Here is a 22,759-nt window from a genome sequence, read left to right as displayed (position 1 = left end):
GGAGGAGGGCCACGTTGATCGAGATCGTCTCCATTGACACGCCGACCCTGGGCGACCGCGCCTACCTGGTCACGGACGGGCGGGTCGCGTTCGTCGTGGACCCGCAGCGCGACATCGACCGGGTCCTGGACCTCGCGGGCGAGCGGGGCGTCACCGTCACGGACGTCTTCGAGACCCACGTCCACAACGACTACGTGACCGGCGGGCTCGCGCTCGCGCGGGCGACCGGGGCGGCCTACCACGTCAACGCCGCGGACCCCGTCGCGTTCGACCGCCACCCGGTGGGCGACGGCGACGTCGTCGAGATCGGCGAGGAGATGCGCGTCCGCGCGATCGCGACGCCCGGCCACACCTTCACCCACCTGTCGTACGTGCTGGAGGCGCCGGGACGCGCCCCCGCCGTCTTCACCGGCGGATCCCTGCTGTACGGGTCGACCGGCAGGCCCGACCTGCTCGGCCCGGAGCACACCGGCGCGCTCGTCCGCGCCCAGTACGGGTCCGCCCACCGGCTGGCGAACGAACTCCCCGAGGACGCGGAGGTCTTCCCGACGCACGGGTTCGGCAGCTTCTGCTCCTCCACGCAGTCGCAGGCCGCCGCGTCCACCATCGGACGCGAGAAGGGCGCGAACCCGGCGCTGACCCTGGAGGAGCGGGAGTACGTCGAGACGCTGCTCGCCGGGCTCGACGCCTACCCGGCGTACTACGCCCACATGGGCCCGGCGAACACCGCCGGCCCGGACGCCCCGGACCTGTCCGAGCCGCACCGCGCGGACGCCGCGGAGATCCGCGACCGGATCGACGCCGGCGAATGGGTGGTGGACCTGCGCAGCCGCACGGCCTTCGCGGCCGGGCACGCGGCGGGCGCGCTCAACTTCGGGCTCGACGGCGCCTTCGCGACCTACCTCGGCTGGCTGATCCCCTGGGGAACGCCGGTGACCCTGCTGGGCGAGACGGCCGAGGACGTCGCGACCGCGCAGCGGGAGCTGGTCCGGATCGGCATCGACCGGCCCGCCGCGGCCGCCACCGGCGGCCCGGAGGACTGGTCGTCCGGCGACCCGAGGACGCTGCCGACGGCGACGTTCGCCGATCTGGCGTCCGTCCGCCACCACCGTCCGGTCGTGGTCCTGGACGTCCGCCGCGACCAGGAGTGGTCCGGGTCCCGGATCGACGGCGCCGTGCACGTCCCGCTGCACGATCTGCTCCGGCGCCTGGACGACGTCCCCGCGGGCGAGGTCTGGGTGCACTGCCAGAGCGGCTACCGGGCGTCCATCGCCGCGTCGATCCTGGCCGCCGCGGGCCGGCGGGTCGTGGCGATCGACGACGAGTACCGCGCCGGCTCCCTCACCGGCCTTCCGATCGTCGCGGCCGCCTGACATCGAGGAGACCTCCCATGCCCCTTGCCCCTGCCCTGCTCGACGCCGCGCCCCTCCGCGCGCGCCCGGCCCCGCCTGATTCGCCGCGGCCGCCGGACGTGCGCACGCCCGCCCAACGCCCGGTGCGCCACATGGCGGACGGAGGTCCCGGATGACGCTCGCCCTCACTCTCGCCGCCGCCGTCGCCGTCGGCGTCACCCTGGGCCTGCTGGGAGGCGGCGGGTCGATCCTGACCGTCCCGGTCCTGGTGTATCTGGCGGGCGCCGCCCCGGAGCGGGCCATCGCCATGTCCCTGTTCGTCGTCGGCGTGACCAGCGCGGTCAGCGTGCTCCCGCACGCGCGCGCGGGACGGGTGCGCTGGCGCACCGGCCTGCTGTTCGGCGCCGCGGGCATGGCGGGCGCCTATCTCGGCGGACGGCTCGCGACGTTCCTCCCCTCGGGAGTGCTGCTGGCGGGCTTCGGCGTGATGATGGCGATGACCGCGTTCGCGATGCTGTGCGGGGGCTCGCGCACCCGTCCCGGGGCCTCCGGCGACGCCCCGCAGCCTCGGCCGGCGAGCCGGACCCTGCTGAACGGCGCCGCGGTCGGGCTGGTCACCGGCCTGATCGGCGCGGGCGGCGGGTTCCTGATCGTGCCCGCGCTCGTCCTGCTGGGCGGGCTGGCCCTGCCCGCCGCCGTCGGCACCTCCCTGCTGGTCATCTCGGCCAACTCGTTCGCGGGCCTGGCCGGGCACCTGCAGAGCGTCCAGCTCGACTGGCCCCTCACCCTCGCGGTGACCGGCGTCGCCGTGGCCGGCAGCCTCGCCGGCTCGCGGCTCACCGGACGCGTCGAGCCGGACCGGCTCCGCCGCGCCTTCGGCTGGTTCGTCGTGGCGATGGCCGTGTTCGTGGTCACCGAGCAGATCCCGGACGGGGCGCGCCACGCGCTGCTCGGTACGCCGCCCGGCTGGGGCGCCTTCGCCGGGACCCTGCTGGCCCTGGCCGCCGGAGCCTCGCTGCTCTGCCGGACGATACGCCCGGCCGGTCCGGATCACGCCTCACGCTGATCCGCCAGGCCCCGCACCGGCCGGACCGTCGACGAAGGTCGCGCGCCTCCGGCCGACGGGTCAGTCTCCCGGGCCGAACAGCTCGGTGAGCGTCCCTGCGCCCTCATCGGGCGCGCGCACCTCCAGGTGCAGCACCGGGCCGTCGAGATGCAGCCGGAAGTCGAAGAACGGGCAGCACCGCTGCTCGGCGGCGGCGAGCGCCATGATGTCGGTGGCGCGGTCGGCGGGCACGGTGAGCCTGACCCCGTCCTCGACCCGGCGCCTTGCGGCGTCACCGACCAGCCGCCGCCACTGCTCGGTCCGCTCGCCGAGCGCGCCGCCTTCCAGCGAGCAGGCGACCGGAGCGGTCCGCCACCGTTCACCCCCGCCCCCGGCGGGCTCTCCGCCGGGGGCGCCGTGCGCGAGCGGCGGCGCCTCGGCGGCCGGGAACCCGCACTCGTCGTCGCAGGGGCCCGGCCGGTCGGGCAGCTCGTCCAGCCGCTCCAAGGCCCGGTGCAGGACGCCGATGAACGCCGACAGCTCGGCGGCGCGCGCCCGGGCCGCGGACGCGTGCTCCGCGATGCGCGGGCGGAGATCGGCCTTCACGTCCGCGCACGCCCCCGACTCCCACACCGGCAGCAGCTCCGACACCTCCTCCAGCCGCAGCCCGAGGTCCTTGGCGGCACCGATGAACGCCAGGCGCTCCACCGCCTCCTCGCCGTAGAGCCGGTACCCGGCCGCGGACCGGTCGGCCCGCAGCAGGCCGGCGGTCTCGTAGAACCGCAGGGTGGTGGCCGGGACACCGGAGCGCTCGGCGAGCTGGGAGATCCGCATCGTCTTCACACCCGGACGGTAGACCTTCGACCCGGCTCGAAGGTCAAGGGCGCACGCGCGGTCGCGGTCCGTACCGCGCGGGGCGTAGGCCGGGTGTCGCCGCCGGGCCGATGCCCGGCGGACGTCCGGCCTGGATGCTGGCGGTCATCGCCACCGGACACCCGCCGCCCTCGGGCGTACCGGTCCGTCCCGAAGGAGCCGATCATGACCGTGCGTCCCACCCGCGACCGAGAGCAGGAGCCGCGGCGCGACCCCGGCGGTGCGGCCGTGGAACCGGCCGCCGTGACCGGGGAGCGGACGGCGGGGGCGTGGCGGCTCTCCCGGAGGTGGCGGCGCGCCGCGCTGGTCCTCCACCTGCTGTCGGCCGGCGCGTGGTTCGGCATCGACGTGATCGTCGCGGTGCTGGTGCTGACCGGCCGGTTCGCCTCCGACGTGGAGGTGCGGAGCCTGGCGTACCGGGCGCTCGCGGAGTTCGCCGCGCTGCCGATGCTGCTGTCCGGGCTGCTCTGCCTCGCGACGGGCCTCCTGCTCGGCCTGGGCGGCAAGTGGGGCCTGGTGCGCTACTGGTGGGTGGCCGTCAAGCTGGCGCTCAACCTGCTTCTCTGCGTCCTCATCCTCGTCGTGCTCCAGCCGGGCATGGACGCGGTCGCGGACTACGGAGAACGGCTCCTGACGGGGTCGCCGTCCAGCGGCAGGGTGAGGACGCTCTTCTTCCCGCCCGCGGTGTCGCTCTCCGCGCTCGCGTTCGCCACGATCCTCGCCGTCTACAAGCCGTGGGGCCGGCTCCGCCGGGAACGCGGCTCCGCGTGAAGGGGGCGCCGGCGCGGCGCCCTTGCTACGCTAACGTACTAGTTCGTCCATAAAGAGGGGGCGTATCGCGCCATGCGCAGGTCAATCGCGACCGTGTCGCTCAGCGGCTCGCTGGCGGACAAGCTGACCGCGATCGGCGCCGCCGGCTTCGACGGCGTGGAGATCTTCGAGAACGACCTGCTCGTCAGCGACATGAGCCCCGAGGACGTCCGGGACCGCGCGGCGGACCTCGGCCTGGCCGTGGAGCTGTACCAGCCGTTCCGCGACTTCGAGGCGGTGCCGCCGGACCTGCTCGCCGGAGGGCTGCGCCGCGTGGAGCACAAGTTCGCGGTGATGGAGCGGCTCGGCGCCCGGCGGATGCTGGTGTGCTCGAACGTCTCCCCTGCGGCGATCGACGACGACGTGCTCGCCGCCGAGCAGCTCCGGCGGCTCGCGGAGCGCGCGGCCGAGCACGGGATCAGGATCGCCTACGAGGCCCTCGCCTGGGGAACGCACGTCAGCGACTACGCCCACGCCTGGCGGATCGTCCGCATGGCCGACCACCCCGCCCTGGGACTGTGCCTGGACAGCTTCCACATCTCCGCCCGGGACGTCGACCCGTACGCCATCCGCGCCATTCCCGGCGACAAGATCTTCTTCCTGCAGCTCGCCGACGCCCCGTCGCTGCCGATGGACGTGCTCTATTGGAGCCGCCACTACCGGTGCTTCCCCGGCCAGGGCGACATGGACGTGGCGGGTCTCGTCGCGCACGTCCTGCGGACGGGCTACGACGGGCCCTTGTCGCTGGAGGTGTTCAACGACATCTTCCGGCAGGCGGCGTCCATGCGCACGGCGCAGGACGCCATGCGCTCCCTCATCGCCCTGGAGGAGCAGGTCGGCCTGCGCGCCGGCGGCTCGGCGGCGGGGGTGACGTCGCCGCCCCGCCCGGTCGTGCCGAGCGGCTTCGCGTTCGCCGAGCTGGCGGCCCCGTCCGCCGCCCCGCTCGGGGAACTGCTGGAGGCCCTCGGGTTCGCCCGCACGGGCGTGCACTCCGGCAAGCCGGTGGAGCTCTGGGAGCAGGGCGCCGCCCGCGTGCTGGTGAACAGCGGGAGCGCGGAGAGCCCGGACGGTCCCGCGCTCGGCGCGATCGGCCTGGAGTCGCCGGACCCCGCCGCGTCGGTCAAGCGCGCCGAGGCGCTGCTCGCCCCCGTCCTGCCGCGGATGCGGGGACCGCACGACGCCCCGCTGGACGCCGTCGCCGCACCGGACGGGACCGAGGTGTTCTTCTGCCGGACGGCGCGTCCAGACCATCCGAGCTGGACGGACGACTTCTCCACCGGCCGGCGGAGCCCCGCCGCGGCGACCGGTGAGATCACCCATGTCGACCACGTGGCGCTCACCCAGCCGTGGCACCACTTCGACGAGGCGTCGCTGTTCTACCGGAGCGTCCTCGGCCTCCGTCCGCACGAGAGCCTCGAGCTGCCGGACCCGTACGGCCTGATGCGCAGCCGGGCGGTCTCCACCGAGGACGGCGGGGTGCGGATCGCGCTCAATGTCGCGCACGTCGGCGCGCACGACGGCTCGCACGACCTGGCATGGCAGCACATCGCGTTCGCCAGCGGGGACATCGTGGCGGCCGCGCGCCGGTTCCGCGCGTCGGGCGGCCCGGTGCTCGCGATCCCGGAGAACTACTACGACGACCTCGAAGCCCGCCACGACCTCGGCGCGGAAAGGCACCGGCTGCTCCGCGAACTGGGCCTGCTGTACGACCGGGACGAGCACGGCGAGTTCCTGCACTTCTACACCGAGACGACCGGCCGCGTCTTCTTCGAGGTCGTCCAGCGGATCGGCGGCTACCGCGGGTACGGCGCCGTCAACGCGCCCGTCCGGCTCGCCGCGCAGCACGCCCGGCCCCGCCGCCGCGCGGGCTAGCCCCCGGCGGGCGCCGCCCCGGGACCACTCGTGGTCAGCGAGCGGGGCGGGCGCCCGGAGCACCATAGGATGTGTCCTCGTCCGCACCCCTCTCATGGAGTCACATGCCGTCGCACTCCGTCACGCCCGCCTCGGGAGAGCGCCAGCGCGACGCCGACCGCACCCGCGCGGAGATCCTCGAGGTCGCGCAGCGGGAGTTCGCGAGGCACGGGTACGCCGGCGCCCGGGTGGACGACATGGCGGCGCTCATGCGCACCACCAAGCGGATGATCTACTACTACTTCGGCGGCAAGGAGAAGCTGTACGTCGCGGTGCTGGAGAAGGCGTACGGCGAGGTGCGGAAGCTGGAGTCGACGATCGACGTCCAGCACCTGGCGCCGGTGGAGGCGATCCGCACGCTGGCCGAGCTGACGTTCGACCACCACGAGGCGCATCCGGACTTCATCAAGCTCGTCAGCATCGAGAACATCCACCAGGCGGAGCACCTGCGCAAGTCGGAGGCGCTGCCGACCCTCAGCGGCCCGGTGGCGGAGCTGATCTCGCAGATCCTCGACGCCGGCCGCGCCTCCGGCGACTTCGTCGCCGAGGCGGACGCCATCGACGTGCACATGATGATCAGCTCCTTCTGCTTCTTCCGGATCGCGAACCAGCACACGTTCGGCGCGCTGTTCGGACGGGACATGACGGCGCCCGAGCACCGGGAGCGGCACCGCGAGATGATCGGCGAGATGGTCGTGGCCTACCTGACCGGCGCGGGCCGCGGCGGTCCCGGCCGCGGCGGCTCCTAGTCGCGGGCGTTCGCCGGCCGCCGGTAGACGAAGTCCGGCGCGGCGCCGTCCTCGCCGTCCTCCCGTCCGGCGCGGCCGGCGCGGTCGCGGACCAGGTGGTGGTCGGGCGACAGGGCGCAGGCCGGGTCCGTGCGGGAGGCGTCGCCGGTCAGGGCGAACGCCTGGCACCGGCATCCGCCGAAGTCGGTCTCGCGGCGCGGGCACTCACCGCACGGCCCGCTCATCCACGCGGTGCCGCGGTAGGCGTTGAAGGCGCCGGACCGCCGCCAGATCCAGGACAGCGGGCGGTCGCGGACGTTCGGCGGGCGCAGGCCGGTCATCGCGTAGGCGGCCGGGCACGGCAGCGCCGTCCCGTCGGGCGCCACCGTGATGGAACGGGCGCCCCAGCCGCCCATGCACGGTTTCGGCACGCCCTCGTGGTAGTCGGGAAGGACCCACACCAGCTCCGGTCGCCGCGCCTTCGCCCGGTGGTCGGCCACCGTCCGTTTCGCGCGGTCGAGCTGTTCCGCCGTGGGGAGCAGGACGTCCCGGTTGCGGAGGGCCCAGCCGTAGAACTGGGCGTTGGCCAGTTCGACGCGGTCGGCTCCCCAGCGCTCGCCCATCTCGATGATCTGCGGCAGGCGGTCGAGGTTGTGCCGGTGCAGGACGACGTTGAGCCCGAAGGGAAGCCCGGCCGCCCGGATGACGCCCGCGGCCCGCTCCTTCGCGGCGTAGGAGGCGCGCCCGGCGATGAGGTCGGAGTTCGCTTGATCCGCGTCCTGGACCGACAGCTGCACGCTGTTGATCCCGGCGCCGATCAGCGCGTCCAGCCGGCCGGCGGTGAGGCCGAGGCCGCTGGTGACGAGCTGGGTGTAGACGCCGGCGCGGTGCGCCGCCGCCACGATCCGTTCGAGGTCGGGGCGCAGGAGCGGCTCGCCGCCGGAGATGTGCGCCTGGACGACGCCGAGGTCGGCGGCCTCCGCGAGGACCCGCGCCCACTCGTCGGCCGCCAGTTCGGTGCGCCGCCGGACGAGTTCGAGCGGGTTGGAGCAGTAGGGGCAGTGCAGCGGGCACGCGTGGGTCAGTTCGGCGAGCAGCGCCCACGGCGCGGCGGGCTCGGTCATCGCAGCCACCCTTCCGCGCGGACCCTCTCGATGAACTCGGGCACGTCCCGGTCGAGCGGGGCGTCCGGGTGGTCGGCGGCGAGGGCGGCGATGATGCCGTCGACGGTGCGGCGCCCGTCGCAGAGCCGCAGGATGCGGCCGGCCTCCGGGCTGAGCAGGACGGCCCGCTCGGGCATCAGCAGCAGCTCGGCGCGGCGGACGCGGTCGTAGCGAAGCAGGACGGAACGGGCGAGCGCGGGCCGCGTCTCCCCCGTCGCCGTCGCCGTCATCGGAGCGGGTTCAGCGGGCATCCGCGCCCCCCGCGGCCGTGGCGTGCTCGACCGCGTCCAGCAGCGACCAGAGCACGTCGCATTTGAAGGCGAACGCCGCCAGCACCCGCTCCTGGTCGGCGCGCGTCCCGGCCCACCGGTGCACCAGCGCGAGGGCCTCGTCGGCGTCCCGGCGGCCCTGCCCCACGCGGACCTGGAAGTAGCGCAGCCCTTCCGGCTCGATCCAGGGGTAGTGGCGCTCCCAGGCCCCGATCCTTGTGACCATCAGGTCCGGCGCGAAGAGCTCGGTGAGCGAGGAGGCGACCGCTTCGAGGGGCGTCGCGAGGCGGCAGAAGTTGACGTAGCCCTCGACCGCGAACCGCACGCCGGGCAGGACGCCCTCTCCCGAGAGCAGCAGCACCCGGTCCAGGCCGGCGGCCTCGCCGAGGCGCAGCCACCGCTCGATGCCGCCGTCGTCCCCGGGCGCCCCGGCGCCGCCGTCGCGGCCGTCGTGGTCGTGGATGCGCCGGATCCAGGCCCGGCGCAGCTCCCGGCTGTCCAGCTTGGCGAGGATGAGCGCGTCCTTGATCGGGATGTGCCGCTGGTAGTGGAAGCGGTTCAGCACCCAGCGGCGCAGCTCCTCCGGCGCCAGCAGCCCGTCGTGCATCCGCAGGTTGAACGGGTGCCGGTGGTGGTAGCGCTCGGCGGCGATCCCGCGGAGCCGGCGCTCCACCTCCCCGGGCGTCCAGGGCAGCGGGCGGGCGGGACGGCGCGCGGCGTCCGTCGTCGTGCTCACAGGTCGATCACCTGGCCTTCCGATGCGACCTCGATCCCCATTCCGGCGAGGGCACGGTGGCCGTCGTGGCCGGGGTCGACGAGGGGGTTGGTGTTGTTGAGATGCGTGTAGAGGCGCCGCGCCGCGGGCAGCGCCGCGAGCCGTTCGGCCGTGCCGCCCGGCCCGGTGATCGGCAGGTGGCCCATCTCGGTGGCGGTCCGCTCGGTGAACCCGGAGCGGCACGGCTCGCCGTCGTCCCAGAACGTGCCGTCGACGATGACGCAGTCCGCCGCGGACAGGGCCCGGTCGAGCCGGGGCGGCCACCCGGCGAGCGCCGGCGCGTAGACGAGGCTGGTGCCGGCGCGCCGGTCGGTGACGTGCAACGCCACGGACCAGGCCCCGTCCGGCAGGTCGAGGCCGGCCGCGTAGCGGGGGCGCTTGCCCGAGACCCGGACGGCCGCGATCTCCGGGCTTCCGGTGCCGTCGAGCGGGACGGCCCCGTCCTCGGGGAGTTCCGCCCAGGTCAGCTCGGTGTACGGGGCGAGGACGCGGTCCAGCCGGAGGCCGCCCGCCAGCGCGTCGCGGACGGTGGCGGTCGCGACGACGCGCAGGCTCGCCGCCTCCCGCAGCCGCGGCAGCCCGAGCGTGTGGTCGAGTTCGGCGTCGGTCAGCACCGCCCCCGCGACCGGGCTGCGGCGCCGCTCCGGGCCGGGACGCAGGTCCGCGGTCGCCTCGACCTGCTCCGCGATGTCCGGCGTCGCGTTGACCACGTACCAGCGTCCCGGGGACGCCTCGATCGCGATCGAGGCGTGCCGGCGGCGCCGCGACGGGTGCGCGCGGGCGGCGGCGCACCCGTGGCACGCGCAGTTCCACTGGGGGACGCCGCCGCCCGCGGCGGTGCCGAGAACGCGCACCCTCATCGGCCGGCGATCAGATCTCGACGCCGAAGTAGGCCGTGACTTCCAGGGAGGTCTCCACGACCTGGTAGTCGGGCGTGGACCAGGAGTCCGTCCGCCCGGCGGCGCCCTGCGCCCGGGCGTCGTGGACGTCGGCGTTCGCGGTCTCGGCGTCGGGGATGTGCTGGGTCATCTCTGGTGCTTCCCTTCCGTGGGGGATCTGTGCGGCCCGGGGCCCTCCGGCCCGGGGGTCACTGGACGACGATCTTCCCGGTGCTCTGCGGGAAGACCGGGTCGTTGTAGAAGTACTCGCCGCGCTCGGTGAAGGTGTGCTTGTAGGACTCGCCGGGCTTGAGCCGCCCCGAGTTGAACACGTGCTCGAAGAACGACGCGGCGCCGTGCGAGTGCTCGTTCCCGGACGGGTTGACGAAGGTGACCTCGGTGCCGGCGGGAACGGTCATGTGCTGCGGGGACATCGCGTTCTGCGCGACGGTGTTCTCCGCGCCGCCGGGCGCGCCGGCGGCGGAGTCCCAGATCCGGCCGAGGGTGACGGTGTTGTCCGCATCGGCGCCCGCGACGGGCGCGGTGCGGATCTGGTTGCGCTTGGACGGCGGGGTCGGCGCGGGCGCCGGCCCGACCTCGCCGTTCAGCTTGAACGCCCACAGGTGGTCGCCCTTGGGGATGTCGGGGTAGGGCAGCCAGCTGCCGCCCGCGAAGACCGCGACGTACTGCTCGCCGTCGATCTCGTAGCTGACCGGGCTGGTGTGGACGCCGGCGCCGCACTGCCAGCTCCACAGGTCGCGGCCGGTGGCGTCGTCCATCGCGTGGAGCACGCCGTCCGGGCCGCCCTGGAACATGACGCGTCCGGCGGTGGTGAGGATGCCGTTGCCGTGGGCGAGGGACCACTCGCCCTCCTTGCGCCACACGGGCTTGTTGGTGCGCGGGTCCACGGCGGCGATGCCGCCGGAGAAGTACTCGCCGAGCGGCCGGGCGGTGTTGACGCGGCCGCCGTTGGTGTTGGAGTAGGAGGAGTTGACGAGCCCGTACCCGACGTAGACGAACCCGGTGTGCGGGCTGAACGACATGTACGACCAGTCCGCGCCGCCGCCGGCCCCGGGGAACAGGATGGTCGCGTCGTCCCAGAAGGGCGTGAAGATCTCGCCGGTCGGGTAGTACGGGACGGGCCGTGTGGTGTCGTGGAAGCTCGGCGCCTGGTGGACGAACGGCTCGCCGCCCGGGAACGGCTGCGTCGGCCAGGTCTTCTGCCGCGGCTCCTGCGGGACGGGCCGCTCGGTGATGCCGTGCACGCCCTTGCCGGTCTCCCGGTCCAGGATGTAGAACATCCCGACCTTGCTGCCGTACACGACGACCTTGCGCGTGCGGTGGCCGATCCTCAGGTCGATCAGCACCGGCGCCATGACGTTGTCGAAGTCCCAGATGTCGTGGTGGACGGACTGGAAGTGCCAGCGGCGCTTCCCGGTCTTGGCGTCGATCGCGACCAGGCAGTTGGCGAACAGGTTCGTCCCGCCGCGGGTGGAGCCGTTGGTGCGCGGGTACGGGTTGCCGAACGTCCAGTAGACGAGGCCGAGCTCGGGGTCGATCGCCGGGTGGATCCAGCAGACGACGCCGCCGGTCTTCCAGGTGTCGCCCTCCCAGGTGTCGTTGCCGTACTCGCCGGGTCCGGGCGGGCCCCAGAACGTCCAGGCGATCTCGCCGGTCCGGGCGTCGAGGGCGTAGGCGCGGCCGCGGGCGCCGGCGGTGCTGCCCTCGGTGCCGACGTAGATGAGGCCGTCCCAGTAGACGACGGCGCCGGCGAGGCCGCCGCGGTTGCCGCCGCACTGCCCTTCCTGCGGGTCGCAGTTCGGGTCGCCCTCCCCGGCGACGAGCAACTCGCGCTGCCACACGACGGCGCCGGTCTTCTGGTCGAGCGCGTACACGATGTTGGAACCGGACGTGGTGAAGACCAGCCCCTCCCCCAGCCCGACGCCGCGCATGTTCGTCTGCTGCGAGCCGACGTTGGTCTTCCACTTGACCTCGCCGGTGCGGCCGTCGACGGCGAAGACGTTCTGCTGGCCGCTCTGCACGTACAGCACGCCGTCCTGGACGACGATCGTGCTCTGCTGGGAGCGGGCCGACGTGCTGCCGCCCTCCAGGTTGACGTGCCAGGCGCCGCCGAGGCGCCGGACGTTGCCGCGGTCGATCCCGCGGAGCGTGGAGTGGTTCTGGTTGCCGAGGTTCCCGCAGACCTTCGGGAAGTCGCGGCCGGTGGCGCCGAAGGCGGTCGGCTGCGGCGGGACGGGCAGGGCGAGGCGGGTCGAGGCGGCGTCGGCGTTCGCCGCGGGAGCGCGGAGCGGCGTGAAGGCCACGGTGCCGCCGACGACCGCGGCGGCCCCGGTCAGGAAGTTCCGTCGATCCATGCTCTCTCCCGTTCCGTGGTCCACTAGACGGACTCAAAGGTCCGATCGACGGACGACACGGTAAGCCGCTTCCGCTGCTCTGGCAATAGCCTGCATCTCGAACGGCTCCTGCACATCGGTAATTTCACCAGTCATGACAGGGGATCTTCGTGGTCCGCCGCGAGCAGGCGACACCCGGGGTATTGCCGACGGCCGATCCGCGTGAGATCGTCCTAGAACCTCTAGACGGTTCAACTGGTCCACTAGATGGACCGCGTGAACGGGAACACCGGAAAGGACCCGCCCCATGAAGAGGCCCCCGTCCCCCGTGCTGTCGGCCGCCGCGGCGGCCCTCGGCACCGCCGCCGTGCTGGCCGCCGCGGCGCTCACCGGCGGGCCGGCCGCGGCCGGCCCGCGCGCCGAGCCGAGGAACGCCGGCGCCCAGGAGCTCGGCGACCCCGTCTACGGCGTCTGCCGCGGCACCGACCCCCGCTGCTACCACGACTGGGGCAACTTCGACCCGGCCGAGGGCTACCGGGTCCTCGTCTACAGCCGCACCGCCGGGCCCCGGCACGCCAACCTCGGCCCCGCCCTCGGCCCCGGCATGAACCCGCCGCTCAGCGACGCCAACGTGGCCCAGAAGGCCCTGGTGAAGATGGGGCAGGACAACGGGTTCGGCGTCGACTGGACCGAGGACGTGGCGCAGCTCGCGTCGCCGTCGGCGCTGTTCCGCTACAACGCCGTCGTCTTCATGAGCACCACCCGCGACGCCCTCGACGACGCGGCCCAGACCTCGCTGCGGCAGTACGTCCGCGGAGGCGGCGGCTTCGTCGGCATCCACAACGCGTTCGGCACCGAGTACAACTGGCCCTGGTACGAGGGGCTCCTCGGCGGCGCCAACTTCTACGACCACGGGCGCGCGCAGCCCGGGACCGTCCAGACCGTCGACCGCAAGGACGCCTCGACCGCCGGGCTGCCGGGCCGGTGGGACTTCAGCGACGAGTGGTACAACCTCGTCCCGTTCCCCAGCGAAGTGCGGTTCCTGGCCACCGTGGACGAGAAGACCCTCGCCCAGGGCGTCACCGGCAACATGAACCATCCGGGGCACGGCTCGTTCCACCCCGTCGCGTGGTGCCAGTACTACGACGGCGGCCGGGCGTTCCTGACCACCCTCGGGCACGACGCCAAGGCGTTCACCGACGACGGCACGGGCTTCGCCGGGGCGGAGCGGTTCCAGAGCCTGGTGCTGAACGGCATCGAGTCCGCGATGGGCATGAAGCCCTTCTGCCGCTGACCCGCGGCGCGCCACCCCGTCTCCAGGCCGGGCTCGGACCGGACGATCAGGACGAGCCCGGCGACGGTGCACCTAGAGGCCCAGGTAGATGCGGCGGACCCGGACATCGTCGCGCAGCTCGCGGGAAGTGCCGACCATCGCCACCTCGCCGTTCTCCATCACGACGCAGTCGCTGGTCGCCTCGAACGTCAGCTTGGCGTTCTGCTCGACCAGCAGCAGGCTCAGCCCCTCCTCGCGCAGCCGCACGAGCACCGCGAGGATGTCCTCGACGAGCTTGGGCGACAGGCCCATGGACGGCTCGTCCAGCAGGATCAGCCGGGGCCGGGCCATCAGCGCCCGGCCGACGGCCAGCATCTGCTGCTGGCCGCCGGACAGCGCGCCCGCGAGCCGCGACCGCATCTCCCCCAGCACCGGGAACAGCTCGTAGACCTCGGCGAGCGACCGCTTCGTCTCCGCGCCGCGCCACGCGCGCGCGTAGGCGCCGAGCATCAGGTTCTTCTCGACCGTGAGGCCCGGGAAGACGTGCCGGCCTTCCGGGACGTAGCCGATGCCGTGCCGGACGATGTCACGCGCCTTGACCCGGGTGAGGTCCGTGCCGCCGAACGTGACGCGTCCTCCGCTGCGCGGGACGAGTCCCATCAGCGCCTTGAGCGTGGAGGTCTTGCCCGCCCCGTTCGCCCCGATGATCCCGACCGACTGGCCCGGTCCCACCGTGAAGCCGATCGAGTCGACGGCGCAGACCCCGCCGTAGTGGACGGAGAGGCCCTCCACCGTCAGCGTCGCCGGTTCCGGAGCCGTCTCGGCCCCGGCCTCCTCGCCGCCCTTGGCGGCCGTGCCCGCGTTCATGAGCTCACCTCCGTGCTGTTCGGCAGGGGGATGTCCGCCATCGCGGAGTCGCCGAGGTACGCCTCGATGACCGCATGGTCGGCGACGACCTCGGCGGGGGTGCCCTCGGCGATCACCGACCCGCCGGCGAGGACGGTCACCCGCTCGCACAGCGACATCACCAGGCCCATGTTGTGCTCGATGAGCACGACCGTGACGCCGCTGTCGCGGATGGACCGCACGATCTCCGAGAGCTGGCGCACCTCCTCGCCGTTGAGCCCGGCGGCGGGCTCGTCGAGCAGCAGCAGGCGCGGCGACCCGGCCATCGCGCGGGCGATCTCGATCCGGCGCTGGATGCCGTAGGGCAGCGCCCCCGGCGCCGCCGCGGCGAACTCGGTCAGCCCGAAGCGGCGGAGCAGGTCGTCGGCCCGCCGGTGCAGGCGGCGCTCCTGCCGCCAGATCCCGACGGGCCACAGCGCGTACCTCCAGATCGCGTACGTCCGGGACCGGTCGAGGGCGACCAGCAGGTTGTCCCGGACGGTCAGCTCCCCGAACAGCCGCAGGTTCTGGAAGGTGCGGGCCAGGCCGTGCCGGGAGAGCCGGTACGGGCGGGACCCGGAGACGACCTGCCCGTCCATCAGGACCCGCCCGCCGGACGGCCGGTAGAAGCCGCTGATGACGTTGAACAGCGTGGTCTTCCCCGAACCGTTCGGCCCCACGATGCCGCGGATCTCGCCGCGCTCGACCGTGAGGGAGACGTCCTTCAGCGCCTTGAGCCCGCGGAACTGCTTGGCGATGCCGTCGATCTCCAGCATCGGCCGCGGCCCGCCGGCCGGTCCCCCGCCGTCCCGGGACGCGTCGGCGGCGGCCTCGTAGGGCTGGAACGGCCGCAGGACGGACCGTTCCGCGGTCCTGCCGAGCCGGCGGTCCAGCAGGGCCTTCAGCCGGGCGGGGACGCCGGCGAGCCCGGTGGGCGCGAAGACCACCATGAGGACCACGACGACGCCGAAGCCGAGCTGCGCGTAGGTGGGATGGTCCACCAGCTTCTCGCGGATCAGCGTCAGGCCGACCGCGCCGACGACGCAGCCGACGAGGCTCTGCCGGCCGCCGATCACGACCATCGCCAGCAGCAGGAACATGTTGGCGATGTTGAACGTGTCGGGCGCGATGTAGCGGATCAGGCCCGCGTACAGCACGCCGGCGAGGCCGCCGAACACGCTCGACAGCATGAACGCCGTCATCCGCAGCAGCGGGATCTCCGCGCCGACCGCGCCGGCGGCGAGCGGGTCGTCCCGCATCGCCATCAGCCGGCGGCCGAGGCCGGTGCGGACCACGAACAGCCCGAAGGCCAGCGCGACCGCGAACACGACCACTTCGAGGTAGTAGTACAGGTACTCGCTGGACAGGTCGACGCCGAACATCGGCGGGACGGGGATCGCCGAGATGCCCTCGGCGCCGCCCGCGATCTCGGCGTTGGTGGTCCAGTTGATGAAGCCGAGCGCGAGCCCCAGCGTGACGATCCCGAGGTAGTGCGACTGCATCCGCAGCGCCGGGACGCCGACCAGCAGCCCGATCAGCGCGGACGCCACCAGCGCCAGCGCCGCGGCGGGCCAGAACCCGAGCCCGTTGTGGGTGGTGAGGATCGCGGTCGCGTACGCGCTCACCCCGAAGAAGGCGATCTGCGCCAGGTTGATCTGCCCGGCGATGCCCATGGCGAGCCCCATGCCGATCGCCAGCAGCGCGAACACCAGCGCGATGTCGACGACGTGGATGGCGTAGCCGCCGACCGTGTACGGCAGCAGCCAGGCGATGAGGACGAACGCCGCCAGCGTCCCGAGCTTCGGCGCGTACCGGTTCCTGAGGAGGGTGCTCATGCTCGGCTCACCGTCGTCTCGCCGAAGAGGCCGGTCGGGCGGATCATGATGGCCACCGTGAAGACGAGGAACACCACGAGTTCGGAGTAGCCCTGGAAGTGGCCGGCGGCGAAGGAGTCCAGCACCCCGATCGCGAAGCCGCCGGCGATGGCGCCGGGGATGTTGCCGCAGCCGCCGAGCATGGCCGCCGCGAAGCCCTTGATGCCGATGGTGCCGCCCATCGTCGGGTTCACGTACAGCAGCGGGCCGACGAGCCCGCCGGCGAGCGCGGCGAGCCCGGCGCCGATCGCGAACGCGATCGCGTTGCTGCGCCCCACGTGGATGCCGACCGCGGTGGCCGCCTCGTGGTCCATCGCGACCGCCTGCATCGCGGCGCCCATCTTGGTCCGCTGCAGGAACGCGACCAGGAGGAACACCGCCACCGCGGCGATGGCGAGCACGACCAGGTCGTAGGTGCGGACGCGGAGCCCGAAGAACTCCAGCGGGGCGCCGCCGACGGGGGTCCGGACGGCCCGTCCGGTCGCGCCCCAGATCAGGACGGCCACGGCCTGCAGCACCATCCCGAACCCGATCGTGCCGATCAGCATCAGGGTGAAGTCCTTGTTCTCCAGCGGGCGCAGCACCCGCTCGATGAACAGCCCGATGAGACCGGTCACCGCGATGGCCAGCACCATGGCCAGGGCGAACGGCAGCTTGGTCGACATGGAGAACGTGGACGCGGCGTAGGCGCCGATCATGAGCACGTCGGCGTGCGCGAAGTTGACCAGGCCCATGGTGCGGTAGACGAGGGAGAATCCCATCGCCACCAGGGCGTAGATCGCGCCGAGGCTCAGTCCGCCTATCAGTGTCTGAAGGAAGACCTGCATGGTTCTCTTTCTGCGCGGCCGGCGTCGGAGCCGGCGGGGACGAGGGCGGGCGGCCGGGCCCGCGGGGCCCGGCCGCCCTCGGTCGTCCGGGTGGTCCGCCGTCAGCCGTCGGCCTTGACGACCGTCCCGTTCTTCATGATCCCGATGGAGGTCGCCTTGATGCCGACTCCGGTCTCGTCGTAGCGGAAGTCGCCGAGCAGCCCCTGGTACTGCACGGCGCGGATCGCGTCGGCCAGCTTCTTCCCGGTCGCGACCTTGCTGTTCTTGAGCGCGGTGAGCAGGATCGAGGTCCCGTCGTAGGCCTTGGCCCCGTGCAGTTCGGCGTCCTCGCCGTAGGCGGCCTTGTAGGCGGCGGCGAACTTCTTCGACGCGTCGCTGACGTCGTTGCTGAGGTAGGGCGAGCTGACGATGGTGCCCTCGACGTTCTTCACGCCCGCGGTGTCGCGGTAGACGGGGGTGCCCTGCGGGGCCGCGCCGGCGAACGGCGCGTCGATGCCGAGGTCGCGGGCCTGCTTGACGATGAGCCCGGACTCGACCTCCTCCGAGCCGATGAAGATCACCTCCGGTGACCGCTGGCGGATCTTGGTGAGCTGGGCGCTGAAGTCCTTCTGGTCGGTGGTGACGACCTCGTCGGCGACGGGCTTGACGCCGCGGTCGCTCAGCGCCTTGAGGAACGCGTCGTGCTCCCCCTTCCCGTAGGAGCCGTTGTTGCTGATCATCGCGATCTTCTTCATCTTCTTGGCGTCCACCACGTACTTGGCGAGCGTCTCGTCGTAGGTGGTGGACGTGGGCCCGTTGAGGAACAGGAACGGGCTCTTGAGCGCGACCATCCCGTTGGACTGGCCCGAGGCGATGTTCGGGATCTCCTCCTGGCGCAGGGTGGGCGCCATGGCGATGGTGACGGCGCTCTCGGCGGTGCCGATCATCGCGATGTAGTGCTGGCTGCCGATCTTGCGGGCGATGTTGGTGCCGACGGTCGGGTCGCCCTGGTCGTCGAAGACGTCCAGCTTGACGGTGCGGCCGTCGATGCCGCCGGCCTTGTTCCATTCGTCGACGGCGAGCTTGGCGCCCTTGTACTCCCACTTGCCGAGCGAGCTGAGCTGCCCGCTCTGCGCGTCGACCACGGCGATCTTGATGGGGCCGCTGCCGCCGGAGCCGGAGTCCTTCGACTCACCGGGGGCGCCGCACGCCGCGGTCAGGCCCGCGGCGAGGACTCCGGCGGCCAGGGCGGAGACACGGAGTCGGGGGATGGTGCGCATGGATTCACCTCGGTGGGTGGAGATGTCGGGGGTGGGTGCGGGGTGGGCTCGGAGGTCGGCTCAGGAGGCGGGCGGCACGGGGTGGCCGCTGCCGCCGGGGAAGACACCCTGGTAGATGTCGTTGATGTTCCAGTGCCCGGGTGTGGGCACGGGCTCGTTGACCATCGGCACGTCCAGGACGGCCGGGCGGCGCGCGGCTACGGCCGCGCGCAGGGCGGGCAGGAGGGCGTCCGGTGCGGTGATCCGGTGCCCGTCGGCTCCGCACGCCTCGGCGTAGGCGGCGAAGTCGGGGCTGTAGGGCCGGCCGTCGGGGTCGCGGAACTCGCAGCCGTGGCTCGCGCCGAAGTTCGCGGCCTGCAGGTCGGCGATCGTGCCGTGGGCGCGGTTGTTCATCACCACGAAGATCACCGGCAGGCCCTGTTCGACGGCCATGGGGACGGCGGGGAACTGCGCGCTCATGCCGCCGTCGCCGACGAGCGCGACCACGACGCGGCCGGGCGCGCCGATCTGCACGCCGACCGCCGCCGCCGGGCCGAAGCCCATGGTGGACGCGCCGCCGGGCGTGATGAAGCGGCCTTCGGCGGGCAGTTCGTAGCACTGGGCGACGCCGTTCTTGTTCCAGCCGACGTCGGTGACCAGCACCGCGTCGGCCGGCAGCGCCTCGCGGAGGTCGGCGAGGATGCGTTCGGGCCGGAGCGGGAAGTCGCCGGAGCGGCCGCGCGCGCGGCTCCGCTCGAACAGGTCGGTCCGCGCGGCGCGGATCCGTTCGCGCAGTCCGGGCCGGTCGACCGGGTCGGGGTGGACGGCCCGCACCGCTTCGGCGACGGCCTGGACGGCGAGGGTCACGTCGGCGACGGCGCCGATCTCCACCGGGTAGTTGCGGCCGATCTCGGCGGCGTCGATGTCGATCTGGATGAGCCGCCCGGACGTCGCCGGGGCGTCCGGGCCGCCGAGGTTCCAGGTGTAGCGGTCGTCCCACGAGCTGGCGTCGGTCTCGGCGAACCGCGTCGCGAGGGCGAGGACGACGTCGGCCCCGCGGGCGTAGTCGTTGGTGGTCTCCAGCCCCCAGAAGCCCGGCATGCCGAGCAGCAGCGGGTGGTCGTCGGGGACGGCGCCCTTGCCCATCAGCGAATGGGCGATCGGGATGTCGAGGTGCTCGGCGAGCGAGAGCAGCGCGCGGCGGCCGGCCTCACCGCGCAGCCCGCCGCCGAGGTAGATCAGCGGGCGCTCGGCTTCGGCGAGCCGCGCCGCGATCCGCTCCGCGGTCGCGGCCGGCAGGTCAGGGACGGCCCCGTGCGCCGGCAGTGGGTGCTCTGCTGGGGCGACCGGCCGGGAGAACAGGTCCATCGGGACGTTGAGCAGCACCGCGCCGGGGCGTCCGGAGGTGGCGGTCCAGAACGCGCGCTCGGTGAACCGCCCGAGGTCCTCGGCGCGGTGGACGTGCCAGGCGCGCTTGACGAACGGCCTGTAGATCGCGGTCTGGTCGGCGTCGTTGTGGAGGTTGACCTCCTGGTGCGGGTGCCTGCCCCGGTAGTAGGACGGGACGTCGCCGGCGATGGCGACCAGCGGGACGGAGTCGAGCGCGGCGGTCGCCACGCCGGTGACGGCGTTCATCATGCCGGGCCCGACGTGCACGAGCAGCACGCCCGGCCGCCCGGACGCGCGGGCGTACCCGTCGGCGGCGTGCGCGGCGGCCTGCTCGTGCCGCGCGATGACGAACTCGATCGTGCTGCGGCCCAGCGCGTCCAGCAGGGCGATGTTGGTGTGGCCGCAGGTCCCGAAGACGTACTCGACGCCGTAGCGCTCGAGCTGCCGGACGAGCGCCTCCGCCGCGGACACCGACACGGCGGGGTCGGTCTGGGGGTGGGCGTCCACGGTCATGAGGGGGTCTCCTCGGTTCGGGTGACGGAGGCGCCGACGGAGTCGGCCCGGGAGGCGTGGGGGGTCGTCCCCCCTCGGGGCATGCTGATCCAGGTCTTGCCGGCGGTCTCCGCCGCCCGCGCGAACGCCTTCGGCGCGTCCGCGAGGTCGAAGCGCTCGCGCAGGATCCGGCCGGGGCGCAGGTCGTGCCCGGCGAGCGTCGCGATGGTCCGGGGGAAATCGGCGGGGTGGTCGTAGATGAGGCAGCCGCGCACGGTCAGGCGGCGCTGCACGAGGGAGAAGGTGGAGAGCCGGGCGGGCCGGACGCTCTGCCCGACGGCGATGAGGGTGCCGCCGGGGGCGGTGCGCTCAAGCGCCTCCTCGAACGCCTCGGGCGCGCCGGACGTCTCGATCACGGCGGGGAAGGCGGTCGCGGAGGCGTCCCCGGCGGCGTCCCGCGCGCCGAGCTCGACGGCCAGCGCGCGGCGCCCCTCGTGGGGTTCGACGATGAAGGGGACTCCCCCGGCGTGCGCCACGGCCAGGGTGACCAGCAGCCCCTGGGAGCCGGCGCCGACGACCAGGCACCGGTCGCCGGCGGCGAGGCCGCTCATCCGGACGGCGTTGAGCGCGACCGTGAGCGGCTCGACGCACACCGCGTCGGCGTCGTCCCAGGAGTCGGGGACGGGCCAGGTGAAGCGGGCGGGGACCGCGACGCGCTCGGCGAGCAGCCCGGGGTCGGTGATGCCGGCCGCCCTGCGGTTCGGGCAGCCCGCCGTGGCGCCGGTGCGGCACGACGGGCACGCCAGGCACGGGTAGTTCGGTTCGACGACGACGCGCTGCCCCGGGAACCGGTCGGCGACCTCCTCGCCGGCGGCGGCGACGACGCCGAACGCCTCGTGCCCGAGCACCCACGGCAGCGCGGGCACCGGGCGGTGGCCGGCGACCACGGCCAGGTCGGAGCCGCAGAGCCCGACCCCGTGGACGGCGACGACGACGTCCCGCGGCCCGCAGGACGGCTCCGGCCGGTCGTCCACGACGGCCACCTCGTCCGGCGCGGTGAGGACGACCGCCTTCACGCCGCACCCCACAGCGAGGTCCCGCGCAGCATCATCGTCTTGACCACGGTGTAGTCGTCGATCATGCAGCGGGGCGACTCCCGTCCGAACCCGGAGTCCTTGACGCCGCCGAACGGCACGTGGTCGAGCCGGAAGTTGGACGACCCGTTGACGACGAGCCCGCCGACCTCCAGGTCCCGCCACGCGGTGACGATCCGGTCCATGTCGCGGGTGAAGAGGCCGGCCTGGAGCCCGTACCGGCTCTCGTTGCACTCCGCGATCACCTGCTCGAGGTCGTCGAACGGGAGCACGGCGACGAGTGCGCCGAACACCTCGTCCCGGACGACCGAGCAGGTCGCGGGCGGGCCGGCCACGATCGTGGGCAGCGCGGTGGCGCCGTCGCGCCTGCCGCCGAGGAGCACGCGTGCCCCGGCCGCGGCGGCCTCCGCGCTCCACCGGACGACGCGTTCGGCGGCGTCCTCGTCGACCATCGAGCCGACGTCGGTGCCGGGATCGAGCGGGTCGCCGACGGTCAGCGCCTCCACCTGGCCGGTGAACGCTCCGAGGAACTCCTCGAAGCGGGAACGCTGGACGTACACGCGCTGGACCGAGATGCAGCTCTGGCCGGAGTTGCTGTAGCCGGTGCGCGCGCACACGCGAGCGGCTTCGGCGATGTCGGCGTCCTCGCACACGATCGTCGCGGCGTTGCCGCCCAGTTCCAGGACCAGGCGCTTGGCCCCCGCCGCGCGGGCGACCGCGTTCCCGGTCGCGGCGCCGCCGGTGAAGCTGATGACGGCGACCTCGTCGGCCGCGCACAGCTCGGCGCCGACGGAGCCGTCCCCGTGCAGCAGCTGGACGGCCTCGTACGGCATCCCGGCCTCGACCAGCAGCGCCACGATCGCCGTGGAGACGGCGGGCGCCTGCGGCGGCGCCTTGACGATCGTGGTGTTGCCCGCCGCGAACGAGGCGCCCAGCTTGTGCGCGAGCAGGTTCGCGGGCGCGTTGAACGGCGTGATGGCCAGGGCCACGCCCGCGGGGGCCCGGTAGGTGAAGGCGGTGGTGCCCGTGCCGCGCGCCCAGCCCGCGACGGGGAGCGTGTCGCCGCCGATCTGCCGCGCCTCGGCGGCGCACACCGCGAACGTGTCGGCGACCCGGTCGATCTCGCCGCGCCCGTCCTTGAGCGGTTTGCCCAGTTCGAGGGCCAGCAGCCGGGCGAGGCCTTCGCGGTGCTCGGCGGCGGCGCGCGAGGCCCTCTCCAGGATCTCGGCCCGCGAGGCCGGTGCGAGCCGCGCCACCGTCCGGGCGAAGGCGCGCGCGCAGCCGCGGACCGCCTCGATGTCGTCCGGACCGGCGGCCGGGGCTCGGCTGACGGGCCTGCGCACGAACGGTCCGACGCGTTCGCCCTGCGGACCCGCCGACTCCCAGCGGCCGGCGACCAGCGCCGCGGCCTGCACCGGTTCACCCTCGGCCGCGGCCGCGAGCAGCGCTTCCAGCATCCGTTCCTCCAGATCCACCAAGCGGACCGTTAGTGCCATCATGTGGACTTCGAGTCAACGTACGGGTCGGTG

General features: G+C 73.5%; 20 protein-coding genes. 6 read left to right on the top strand and 14 right to left on the bottom strand.

Going from position 1 to position 22,759, the window contains the following annotated elements:
• Nucleotides 1-14 precede the first annotated feature (14 nt).
• The gene (locus tag J4557_RS17470; protein ID WP_208267646.1) at nt 15-1,373 is read left to right on the top strand and encodes an MBL fold metallo-hydrolase; all 1,359 of its coding nucleotides are present in this window, start codon (nt 15-17) and stop codon (nt 1,371-1,373) included.
• A gap of 151 nt (nt 1,374-1,524) precedes the next feature.
• Entirely contained in the window at nt 1,525-2,418 is an 894-nt protein-coding gene (locus J4557_RS17465) for a sulfite exporter TauE/SafE family protein (RefSeq protein ID WP_208267645.1), read from the top strand.
• Between the two features lie 60 nt (nt 2,419-2,478).
• Here J4557_RS17465 and J4557_RS17460 read toward each other — a convergent pair whose 3' ends face one another.
• The gene (locus J4557_RS17460) at nt 2,479-3,231 is read right to left on the bottom strand and encodes a MerR family transcriptional regulator (protein ID WP_208267868.1); all 753 of its coding nucleotides are present in this window, start codon (nt 3,229-3,231) and stop codon (nt 2,479-2,481) included.
• 204 nt (nt 3,232-3,435) lie between these two features.
• On the opposite strand from J4557_RS17460, the gene J4557_RS17455 reads away from it, so the two are divergent.
• The 3 genes from J4557_RS17455 (at nt 3,436) to J4557_RS17445 (ending at nt 6,740) form a co-directional block, all read left to right on the top strand.
• Complete coding sequence (locus J4557_RS17455; protein ID WP_208267643.1) at nt 3,436-4,041, top strand: hypothetical protein; 606 nt, start codon at nt 3,436-3,438, stop codon at nt 4,039-4,041.
• A 72-nt stretch (nt 4,042-4,113) separates the two neighbouring features.
• Nucleotides 4,114-5,952: a bifunctional sugar phosphate isomerase/epimerase/4-hydroxyphenylpyruvate dioxygenase family protein gene (locus J4557_RS17450; RefSeq protein ID WP_208267641.1), complete on the top strand. Its 1,839-nt coding sequence runs from the start codon at nt 4,114-4,116 to the stop codon at nt 5,950-5,952.
• A gap of 104 nt (nt 5,953-6,056) precedes the next feature.
• Nucleotides 6,057-6,740, top strand: coding sequence for a TetR/AcrR family transcriptional regulator (locus tag J4557_RS17445; protein ID WP_208267640.1), 684 nt, complete (start codon nt 6,057-6,059; stop codon nt 6,738-6,740).
• Here J4557_RS17445 and pqqE read toward each other — a convergent pair.
• The 6 genes from pqqE to J4557_RS17415 are packed head-to-tail and all read right to left on the bottom strand — an operon-like array spanning nt 6,737 to nt 12,203.
• Entirely contained in the window at nt 6,737-7,843 is a 1,107-nt protein-coding gene (gene pqqE / locus J4557_RS17440) for a pyrroloquinoline quinone biosynthesis protein PqqE (RefSeq protein ID WP_208267639.1), read from the bottom strand. The two genes, J4557_RS17445 and pqqE, sit on opposite strands and share 4 nt — an antisense overlap.
• A complete protein-coding gene (pqqD, locus tag J4557_RS17435; RefSeq protein ID WP_208267638.1) occupies nt 7,840-8,133 on the bottom strand; it encodes a pyrroloquinoline quinone biosynthesis peptide chaperone PqqD in 294 nt (97 codons plus the stop codon). The genes pqqE and pqqD overlap by 4 nt, the downstream gene beginning before the upstream one ends.
• Complete coding sequence (gene pqqC / locus J4557_RS17430; RefSeq protein WP_307799915.1) at nt 8,123-8,887, bottom strand: pyrroloquinoline-quinone synthase PqqC; 765 nt, start codon at nt 8,885-8,887, stop codon at nt 8,123-8,125. The genes pqqD and pqqC overlap by 11 nt, the downstream gene beginning before the upstream one ends.
• Complete coding sequence (pqqB, locus tag J4557_RS17425) at nt 8,884-9,786, bottom strand: pyrroloquinoline quinone biosynthesis protein PqqB (RefSeq protein WP_208267637.1); 903 nt, start codon at nt 9,784-9,786, stop codon at nt 8,884-8,886. Before pqqB ends, pqqC begins: the two co-directional genes overlap by 4 nt.
• A 10-nt stretch (nt 9,787-9,796) precedes the next feature.
• Nucleotides 9,797-9,955, bottom strand: a complete 159-nt coding sequence (pqqA, locus tag J4557_RS17420) for a pyrroloquinoline quinone precursor peptide PqqA (protein WP_243775905.1) — start codon at nt 9,953-9,955, stop codon at nt 9,797-9,799.
• Between the two features lie 58 nt (nt 9,956-10,013).
• Nucleotides 10,014-12,203: an outer membrane protein assembly factor BamB family protein gene (locus J4557_RS17415; protein WP_307799913.1), complete on the bottom strand. Its 2,190-nt coding sequence runs from the start codon at nt 12,201-12,203 to the stop codon at nt 10,014-10,016.
• Between the two features lie 262 nt (nt 12,204-12,465).
• On the opposite strand from J4557_RS17415, the gene J4557_RS17410 reads away from it, so the two are divergent.
• Nucleotides 12,466-13,452 (top strand): ThuA domain-containing protein, encoded by a 987-nt coding sequence (locus J4557_RS17410; RefSeq protein WP_208267635.1) that lies wholly within the window; start codon nt 12,466-12,468, stop codon nt 13,450-13,452.
• A 72-nt stretch (nt 13,453-13,524) separates the two neighbouring features.
• Here J4557_RS17410 and J4557_RS17405 read toward each other — a convergent pair whose 3' ends face one another.
• From J4557_RS17405 to J4557_RS17375, 7 genes are all read right to left on the bottom strand, one after another.
• Nucleotides 13,525-14,298: an ABC transporter ATP-binding protein gene (locus tag J4557_RS17405; RefSeq protein WP_208267634.1), complete on the bottom strand. Its 774-nt coding sequence runs from the start codon at nt 14,296-14,298 to the stop codon at nt 13,525-13,527.
• Nucleotides 14,295-16,151, bottom strand: coding sequence for a branched-chain amino acid ABC transporter ATP-binding protein/permease (locus J4557_RS17400; protein WP_208267632.1), 1,857 nt, complete (start codon nt 16,149-16,151; stop codon nt 14,295-14,297). Before J4557_RS17400 ends, J4557_RS17405 begins: the two co-directional genes overlap by 4 nt.
• Nucleotides 16,148-17,017: a branched-chain amino acid ABC transporter permease gene (locus J4557_RS17395; protein ID WP_208267630.1), complete on the bottom strand. Its 870-nt coding sequence runs from the start codon at nt 17,015-17,017 to the stop codon at nt 16,148-16,150. Before J4557_RS17395 ends, J4557_RS17400 begins: the two co-directional genes overlap by 4 nt.
• A gap of 101 nt (nt 17,018-17,118) precedes the next feature.
• Nucleotides 17,119-18,276, bottom strand: a complete 1,158-nt coding sequence (locus J4557_RS17390) for an ABC transporter substrate-binding protein (protein ID WP_208267628.1) — start codon at nt 18,274-18,276, stop codon at nt 17,119-17,121.
• A 60-nt stretch (nt 18,277-18,336) separates the two neighbouring features.
• Nucleotides 18,337-20,157, bottom strand: a complete 1,821-nt coding sequence (locus J4557_RS17385) for a thiamine pyrophosphate-binding protein (protein WP_208267627.1) — start codon at nt 20,155-20,157, stop codon at nt 18,337-18,339.
• Nucleotides 20,154-21,212, bottom strand: a complete 1,059-nt coding sequence (locus J4557_RS17380; RefSeq protein WP_208267626.1) for a zinc-dependent alcohol dehydrogenase — start codon at nt 21,210-21,212, stop codon at nt 20,154-20,156. The genes J4557_RS17385 and J4557_RS17380 overlap by 4 nt, the downstream gene beginning before the upstream one ends.
• Nucleotides 21,209-22,705 carry an aldehyde dehydrogenase family protein gene (locus J4557_RS17375; protein ID WP_208267624.1) on the bottom strand — a complete coding sequence of 499 codons (1,497 nt, stop codon included), beginning with the start codon at nt 22,703-22,705 and terminating at the stop codon, nt 21,209-21,211. The genes J4557_RS17380 and J4557_RS17375 overlap by 4 nt, the downstream gene beginning before the upstream one ends.
• Nucleotides 22,706-22,759: the final 54 nt, after the last annotated feature.

It is taken from the genome of Actinomadura nitritigenes, from assembly GCF_017573545.1.
Taxonomy (GTDB): Bacteria; Actinomycetota; Actinomycetes; order Streptosporangiales; family Streptosporangiaceae; genus Spirillospora; species Spirillospora nitritigenes.
This window is presented reverse-complemented; position numbering and strand designations above follow the sequence as displayed.

Excerpts from the sequence above, each read along its gene's own strand:
- J4557_RS17465 (WP_208267645.1), top strand. The coding sequence starts at position 1,525 with ATGACGCTCGCCCTCACTCTCGCCGCCGCCGTCGCCGTCGGCGTCACC.
- J4557_RS17460 (WP_208267868.1), bottom strand. The coding sequence starts at position 3,231 with ATGCGGATCTCCCAGCTCGCCGAGCGCTCCGGTGTCCCGGCCACCACC.
- J4557_RS17455 (WP_208267643.1), top strand. The coding sequence starts at position 3,436 with ATGACCGTGCGTCCCACCCGCGACCGAGAGCAGGAGCCGCGGCGCGAC.
- J4557_RS17450 (WP_208267641.1), top strand. The coding sequence starts at position 4,114 with ATGCGCAGGTCAATCGCGACCGTGTCGCTCAGCGGCTCGCTGGCGGAC.
- J4557_RS17445 (WP_208267640.1), top strand. The coding sequence starts at position 6,057 with ATGCCGTCGCACTCCGTCACGCCCGCCTCGGGAGAGCGCCAGCGCGAC.
- pqqE (WP_208267639.1), bottom strand. The coding sequence starts at position 7,843 with ATGACCGAGCCCGCCGCGCCGTGGGCGCTGCTCGCCGAACTGACCCAC.
- pqqD (WP_208267638.1), bottom strand. The coding sequence starts at position 8,133 with ATGCCCGCTGAACCCGCTCCGATGACGGCGACGGCGACGGGGGAGACG.
- pqqB (WP_208267637.1), bottom strand. The coding sequence starts at position 9,786 with ATGAGGGTGCGCGTTCTCGGCACCGCCGCGGGCGGCGGCGTCCCCCAG.
- pqqA (WP_243775905.1), bottom strand. The coding sequence starts at position 9,955 with ATGACCCAGCACATCCCCGACGCCGAGACCGCGAACGCCGACGTCCAC.
- J4557_RS17410 (WP_208267635.1), top strand. The coding sequence starts at position 12,466 with ATGAAGAGGCCCCCGTCCCCCGTGCTGTCGGCCGCCGCGGCGGCCCTC.
- J4557_RS17405 (WP_208267634.1), bottom strand. The coding sequence starts at position 14,298 with ATGAACGCGGGCACGGCCGCCAAGGGCGGCGAGGAGGCCGGGGCCGAG.
- J4557_RS17400 (WP_208267632.1), bottom strand. The coding sequence starts at position 16,151 with ATGAGCACCCTCCTCAGGAACCGGTACGCGCCGAAGCTCGGGACGCTG.
- J4557_RS17395 (WP_208267630.1), bottom strand. The coding sequence starts at position 17,017 with ATGCAGGTCTTCCTTCAGACACTGATAGGCGGACTGAGCCTCGGCGCG.
- J4557_RS17390 (WP_208267628.1), bottom strand. The coding sequence starts at position 18,276 with ATGCGCACCATCCCCCGACTCCGTGTCTCCGCCCTGGCCGCCGGAGTC.
- J4557_RS17385 (WP_208267627.1), bottom strand. The coding sequence starts at position 20,157 with ATGACCGTGGACGCCCACCCCCAGACCGACCCCGCCGTGTCGGTGTCC.